This window comes from Actinophytocola sp. (genome assembly GCF_035942955.1).
In the GTDB taxonomy this organism is placed as follows: Bacteria; Actinomycetota; Actinomycetes; order Mycobacteriales; family Pseudonocardiaceae; genus DASYTH01.
Genome location: NZ_DASZCQ010000041.1, coordinates 1 through 6604, shown reverse-complemented (window position 1 = coordinate 6604; position 6604 = coordinate 1). Strand labels below are relative to the sequence as shown.

Below are 6604 nucleotides of genomic sequence, written 5' to 3'. Positions count from 1 at the left end.
CCACGGGCAAGCAGACCCTCACCCAGTGGACGCAGGTCCTGGTCGGGGTTGGGTCGATGCGCCCCACCTGGTGGATCGCGGCGTCGCTCGGCGCGCTGCTGCTGCTGTGGTTGTGGGTGCACCTGTTCACGAAGTGGCTGTGATGGCCCGGCGCGCTGGCCGGCCGTGGCGCCGGTTCCGGCGGCTGGTGGTCGAGACGTACGGGCCGTGGTGCTGCTTCGGCTCGGCCTGCCTATTGGGTGACCCGTTCATCGACCTGTCGCTGCCGTGGTCGAACCCGCCACCGCCCGGCTACTACACGGTGCACCACGTGGTGCCGTTGGCCCATGGTGGTGGGCTGCTGGATCTGGACACAGCGCGGCCAGCGCATTACCGGTGCAACTCGTCGCAGCAGGACAGGCCGATGGTGATGTCACGCCGGTCATCGACGGCATGGTGAGGCGGTGATCATGCGCGCGACAGTGGATCACGTCCGTGGCCTGCGGTTTTTTGAGAATGATCACTGGGTAGACCCCGCCGCAGGCTTCCTTTTTTTCTCTCCCCCCGGTAGGAAAACCGCAGGTCAGAGACCATGGTGACCACTGATCGGGTCACCGTGATGACCGATGTGGTGTGTTCTGCGATTCGCACGCACCGCAAGCGGGAGGGCATGACCCGCGAGGAGTTCGCCTCCGCGGCGTGGGAGCACGGCGCTCCGCAGTCGTTCACCGCGACGGTGGTCGGCCATCTGGAGACCGGGCGCCGGTCGGCGGGCGGCCGGCGGCGTGAGATCACCTTGGATGAGGTGGTGTTCCTCGCCGCAACGATGGGCACCACGCCGCTGGCGCTGCTCGGCGAGCAAGCCGCGGCCTTCGGCGGGGACGAGCCGGCGGCGTGCCCGCGGTGCACGGGCCAGACCGGGGTGTTGCAGGGCCAGGTGCGGGAGGACATCGAAGCGCTCGGCGACCTGTCCGGCGTGGACCCGTCGCTGGCCCAGACCGCCTACGTGCTGGCCGAGGCGATCGACGCCGGCGGCGGCGAAGGCGGGCGGATGCTGCCGCGGCTGACCAAGGAGCTGCGGGCGACGCTGGAGCAGCTCGTGGCGAGCAGCCCGGCCGGCGAGCCGGACGAGGACGAAGACGAGTTCGGCGACCTTGGCGCCCCCGAGTGAGCGTCAGCGGGCGGCGATCTACGCCCACTACGGGCTGACCTGTCCTCCCCGGTTCGCCACGCTCCGCAACTTCGACAACCCCACGTACGGGCCGAAGGTCGCGAAGGTCGCCGCGAAGCTGGGCACCCCGTTCAACCCGTGGCAGCGCTACGTGTTCGACACCGGGCTGGAGGTCGACCCGGCCACGGGGATCTTCGTCTACCGCAGTAGCGGGGTGACGGTGCCGCGGCAGTCCGGCAAGACCACCGGCATCCTGTCGCTGACCAGCCACCGGGGGATGGCGTGGCCGAGACAGCAGATCGTGTATGCCGCGCAGAACGGCACGGCCGCCCGCAAGAAGTGGGAGGACGACTGGCTGCCGGCGCTGGCTGCTGGCGGGTTCATCCCGGGTGAGGGTGAGCGGCTGATGCCGTACCACCGCGCGCGTGTGCGCAAGGCCAACGGCCGCGAGGCGGTGATCTGGCGCAAGACCCAATCGATCCAGGGTTTGCACGCCAGCACCGAGCAGTCCGGCCACGGCCCGACCCTGCACCTCGGGGTGAAGGACGAGTACTTCGCCCAGGTCGACGACCGGATCTCGGCGGCCTGGTCCCCGTCGATGATCACGGTGCTGATGGCGCAGGAGTGGTGGTTTTCCACCATGGGCACCTCGCGCAGCGTGCCAATGAACGCTGCGGTGCAGGCCGGGCGGGAGTTGGTTGAGTCGGGCGCGCCGTCCCGGGTGGCGTACTTCGACTGGTCTGCCCCACCTGGGTCGGACCGCACGGACCCGCGGGTGTGGCTGGCGTGCATGCCGGCGTTGTGTCCCGATCAGGTCTGTCGGTGCTCCAAGGAGTGGCGGCACACGGTCACGATCGCCACGATCCAGACGGAACTGGAGAAGGCGATCACGCCGTCGCTGCTGGCCGACTTCGACCGCGCCTACCTCAACCAGGTCCGCGAGGACGACGAGGTCGAGGCCGACCCGAACGTGCCCACGCTGGAGGTGTGGAACCTCCTGGCGAACGACCGGGCCGAGGGCGGTGAAGCGCTGGCGTGCGCGATCGACGTCACCCCGTCCGGGGACTCGGCGACGATCAGCGCGGTCGGTGAAGGCCCGGATGGGCCGGAGGGTCCGGTGCGCGGGGTGATGCTCGAGCACGGACCCGGCTCGGCGTGGGTGCCCGCCGCGGCGAAGGAGATCAACGAGCGGTTGCGGCCGGTGTGCTGGGTGCTCGACGACAAGGGCCCTGCCGCCGAGCTGATCACCCCGCTGGCCAACGCCGGCATTCGCCGGCCAGCGAGCGAGGACAAGCGGGAGCGCGGTGACCTGCTGATCCCGACGGTGCAGCAACTCGGTGCCTTCTGCGCATCGCTGACTGGGCGGGTGAAGCGGGGTGCGTTCGTGCACCTCGGCCAGGACGAGGTGGCCGCAGCGGTCGCCGGTGCCCGCACCAGGTCCATCGGGGACGGAGCGTTCGCGTTCGGCCGCAAGGCGTCCGGGTCGAACATCGCGCCGTTGTACACCTTCGCCTTGGCGTTGGGCGGGTACGAGATGTACGCACACCTGGCGGTGGATCCTGACTACGACCCGCTGGAGAACATCTGGTGAGAGGACGGTTCCGCGTGCCTGGTCGTCGTCGGCTGTCCACTTGGCGTGTGCGCGCGCGGCGGCGTGCCGGGCGGATGCTGATGACGCTGGCCGCGCCGGTCGGGCTGCTGGTGCGCGCGGTGCCGGCGCTGGCCGGGCTGGTGCTGCTGTCGTACGGCGCGGCGCTGGTGTACCGGCCGGCGGGGTTCATCACCGCGGGGGTGCTGGTGCTGGCCGACGTGGTGGCCGGGCGGGTGGCCGCGGGTAGGTCAAAGGTGGGTGGCGGATGAGCTACGTGCTCGGGCGGCCGGAGAAGCGCGCGGCGCAGTTCTCCAGTCCGCCGCTGCCGTCCAACCGGGACATGCCGCCGTCTGCGGGGGACGCCGAGTACGGCAAGGCGGAGTGGTCGCTGCAGAAGATCGCCATGTGGTCCTCTGTGGACCTGATCGCGTCGCTGGGCTCCGAGTTGCCGGTCGACGTGTTCACCGGCACCGGCAAGAGCAAGCAGCAGCTGCCGACACCGTCCTACCTGTTGGACCCGGCCGGCGACGGGTACGGGTTGGAGGACTGGATTGACCAGTTCCTGCGGTCGGAACTGTTGCGCGGTAACGCGATCGGCACGATCGCCGAGTTCTCCACTCGGGGCGGCAGCGCCTATCCCACGCAGATCCCGCTGTACCACCCGGACGAGGCCTACGGGTGGCGGGACACCGAGGGGCAGAAGCATTGGCGGGTCAACGGCCGTGAGGTCGACCCGGCGACGATCTGGCACCGCCGGGCGTACCCGTGTCCGGGCCGGCTGATGGGCATGTCCCCGGTGGAGTACCACGCGGTCACCATCGGGCTGGGGTTGAAGGCCGAGCGGTTCGGGTCGCAGTGGTTTACCGACGGTGCGCACCCGTCGGCGCTGCTGACCAACGAAGAGATCGACATGAAGGAGTCGGTGGCGCGGCGGGCCAAGGACAAGTTCCTCGCCGCGGTGCGCGGCAACCGTGAGCCGGTGGTGTTCGGCAAGGGCTGGAAGTACGAGCAGATCCAGGTCAACCCGAACGAGTCGCAGTTCCTGGAGACCAACAAGTACACCGAGGCCCAGTGCGCCCGCATCTACGGCCCGGGGGTGGCCGAGGTGCTCGGCTACGAGACCGGCAACAGCCTGACGTACGCCACGCTGGAAGGCCGCGCGCAACACCTGCTGGTGTTCGCGGCGAACAAGTGGCTGCGCCGCGCCGACCGCGCCTTGACGAGCATGCTGCCCCGCGGCCAGTACGCCCGGCTGAACCGGTCGGCGCTGCTGCAGTCGACCACGCTGGAGCGGTTCCGGGTGCACGAGATCGCGCTGCGCAACCGGATCAAGGTGGTCAACGAGGTCCGCGAGGACGAGGACCTGCCCCCGGTCGAGTGGGGTAACGAGCCCGCCGCCGCCGGCCCGGCGCCGGCCGCTGATCCCGACGACATCGCCGCGAAGGTCAAGGAGCTGATGTGAAGACCAAGGCTGACCGCGGGAAGCTGTCCGGCGCCTCGGAGCGCCGCTCCTACCACGCCACCTTCGAGGTCCGCGCCGCCCAGGATGGCACCGGCGGCACCCGATACGAGCTCGAGGGCTACGCCTCGGTGTACGACGAGCCCTACCGGATGTGGGACTGGTACGGCGAGTACGACGAGGTGGTGCGCGCCGGCGCCGGCACCAAGACGCTGTCAGAGAACCCGGACGTGGTGTTGGTGTTCAACCACGCCGGCATGCCACTGGCCCGCACCAAGGCCACCTCGCTGGAGTTGTCGGAGGACACCACCGGGCTGCACATGCGCGCCCCGCGGCTCAACGCTGAGCGCGATGTGGTGCGCGCGGTGATTCAGGCGGTCGAGGAGGAGATCCTCGACGAGATGTCGTTCCGGTTCCGGGTGATGCGCCAGATGTGGTCACCGGACTACGACCAGCGCGACATCCTCGAGTACAACATCCACCGCGGCGACGTGTCCGTGGTGACCTACGGCGCCAACCCCGCCACCTCGGTCGAGTCGGCGCTGCGCGCCCAGGATTTCGACCAGTTGCCCGACGACGCCGTCCGCGCCCTCTACGAGCGGCTCGGCCGGCGCCTTGCGCAGCCCACCAGCCAGCGGCACCCGCTGTCGCTGTACCGCGACCTGGCCGCCGACGACGACGCGGACTTCCGCGCCGCGGTCGGCCAGGTCTGATCTGCCTGCATTCCTGACGCGCCGGAGCCCGCGCCGGAGCCGCCACTTGTTGCGGCCACCACCCGGGCCACCACCCGAACGGTCCAGGCACCCCCATCACATCGATGACCCGAAAGGGGTGTTCCACGTGCTCACGCAACTGCGCGAGAAGCTGAGCAAGCTGCTCGAACAGCGCAAGGGCCTGGTGGCCGAGCGGGACGGCATCCTGTCCCAGGCCGAGACCGACAAGCGCGACCTCAACGACGCCGAGACGGCGTCGTTCCAGGAGAAGCGCGCCGCCATCCGCACGCTCGACGACGAGATCACCGAGGTCCGCGCGGCGATCACCGAGGCCGAGGAGGACGACAAGCGCGACCGGGCCGCGGCCGACGCCTACGCCCAGGCCGGCCAGACCGGTGAGCAGCGCGAGCGTGGCCCGGCCCGGGTCGGCTACGAGCCGCTGACCTACGGCCGGCAGGCCAAGCGGCACTCTTACTTCGTTGACCTGGCCCGCGACGCCCTCGGCCGCGGCGACGGCGACGGCGGTGTGCAGGCCGCGCGGGATCGGCTGGCCCGCCACGCCAAGGAGCTTTCGGTCGAGCTGCCCAAGCGCGAGCAGGAGCGCGAGCGCCAGTCCCGCGAGGAGCTGCGCAGCCTCGGCGATCTGAAGGCCCGGCACATCGAGTCCGCGTTCGAGCGGAACATGGAGGAGCGGGTCAACCCGAACCGCACCGACGGGCAGGGCGGCTACTTCGTGCCGCCGCTGTGGCTGATCGACGAGTACATCAACCTGACCCGGTTCGGCCGCACCACGGCCAACCTGTGCCGGGCGATGACCCTGCCCACCGGCACGGACTCGATCAACCTGCCGAAGGTGGCCACCGGCACCGCAACCGGTGTGCAGACCGCAGACGCCGCCGCGGTCACGTCCACCGACCTGACCGACGACTTCGTCAACGCGCCGGTGCGCACCATCGCCGGCCAGCAGGACGTGGCGCTGCAGCTGCTCGACCAGTCGCCGATCAGCTTCGACGAGGTTGTGTTCGCCGACCTGATGGAGGACTACAACCAGCGGGTCGACGTGCAGACGATCGACGGATCCGGCTCGTCCGGTCAGCTGCTGGGCATCCTCAACGTGTCCGGCATCAACGCCATCACCTACACCGACGCGTCGCCGACGCTGCCGGAGATGTACCCGGCGTTCGCGCAGGCCGCGTCCAAGGTGTACACCGGGCGCAAGCTACCGGCCACCGCCGCGGTGGTACTGCCGTCCATCTGGTACTGGGCGACCGCGCAGCTGGACACCACCAACCGGCCGCTGATCGTCCCGCCGCAGGTCGGTTGGAACCCGGCCGGTACCCAGCAGGATCTCACCACCGGTGACGGCCCGGCCGGCATGCTGTCCATGGGGCTGCCGTCCTGGCTGGATGGCAACCTGCCGACGAACAAGGGCGGCGGCACCAACGAGACCCGAACCATCGTGGCGCGGTTCCCCGATCTGTACCTGTGGGAGGGCTCCATGCGCTCTCGCGTACTGCAGGAGGTCCTGTCCGGCACGCTGCAGGTCCGGTTCCAGCTGTTCAACTACCTGGCGTTTATGCCGAACCGGCGGCCGACGTCAATCTCGGTCATCTCCGGCACCGGCATGATCCCGCCGTCCGGCTACTGATCCGCCCCTCCCGACCCGCCGACGCCACTGCTTCCCGCAGTGG

At 69.9% G+C, this 6604-nt stretch carries 7 protein-coding genes; all 7 read left to right on the top strand.

What is annotated here, in order from left to right; genetic code table 11:
• The first annotated feature begins 142 nt into the window (after positions 1 to 142).
• The 7 genes from VGX25_RS03705 to VGX25_RS03675 all read left to right on the top strand — a co-directional run bounded on the left by VGX25_RS03705 (position 143) and on the right by VGX25_RS03675 (position 6561).
• Complete coding sequence (locus tag VGX25_RS03705) at positions 143 to 439, top strand: HNH endonuclease (protein ID WP_326916146.1); 297 nt, start codon at positions 143 to 145, stop codon at positions 437 to 439.
• A 132-nt stretch (positions 440 to 571) separates the two neighbouring features.
• The gene (locus VGX25_RS03700; protein ID WP_326916145.1) at positions 572 to 1150 is read left to right on the top strand and encodes a hypothetical protein; all 579 of its coding nucleotides are present in this window, start codon (positions 572 to 574) and stop codon (positions 1148 to 1150) included.
• Positions 1134 to 2741 (top strand): hypothetical protein, encoded by a 1608-nt coding sequence (locus VGX25_RS03695; RefSeq protein WP_326916144.1) that lies wholly within the window; start codon positions 1134 to 1136, stop codon positions 2739 to 2741. Before VGX25_RS03700 ends, VGX25_RS03695 begins: the two co-directional genes overlap by 17 nt.
• 47 nt (positions 2742 to 2788) lie before the next feature.
• A complete protein-coding gene (locus tag VGX25_RS03690; protein WP_326916143.1) occupies positions 2789 to 3010 on the top strand; it encodes a hypothetical protein in 222 nt (73 codons plus the stop codon).
• Complete coding sequence (locus tag VGX25_RS03685) at positions 3007 to 4203, top strand: phage portal protein (RefSeq protein WP_326916142.1); 1197 nt, start codon at positions 3007 to 3009, stop codon at positions 4201 to 4203. Before VGX25_RS03690 ends, VGX25_RS03685 begins: the two co-directional genes overlap by 4 nt.
• Positions 4200 to 4913, top strand: coding sequence for an HK97 family phage prohead protease (locus VGX25_RS03680; protein ID WP_326916141.1), 714 nt, complete (start codon positions 4200 to 4202; stop codon positions 4911 to 4913). Before VGX25_RS03685 ends, VGX25_RS03680 begins: the two co-directional genes overlap by 4 nt.
• A gap of 127 nt (positions 4914 to 5040) precedes the next feature.
• A complete protein-coding gene (locus VGX25_RS03675; RefSeq protein WP_326916140.1) occupies positions 5041 to 6561 on the top strand; it encodes a phage major capsid protein in 1521 nt (506 codons plus the stop codon).
• The last annotated feature ends 43 nt before the right edge of the window (positions 6562 to 6604 follow it).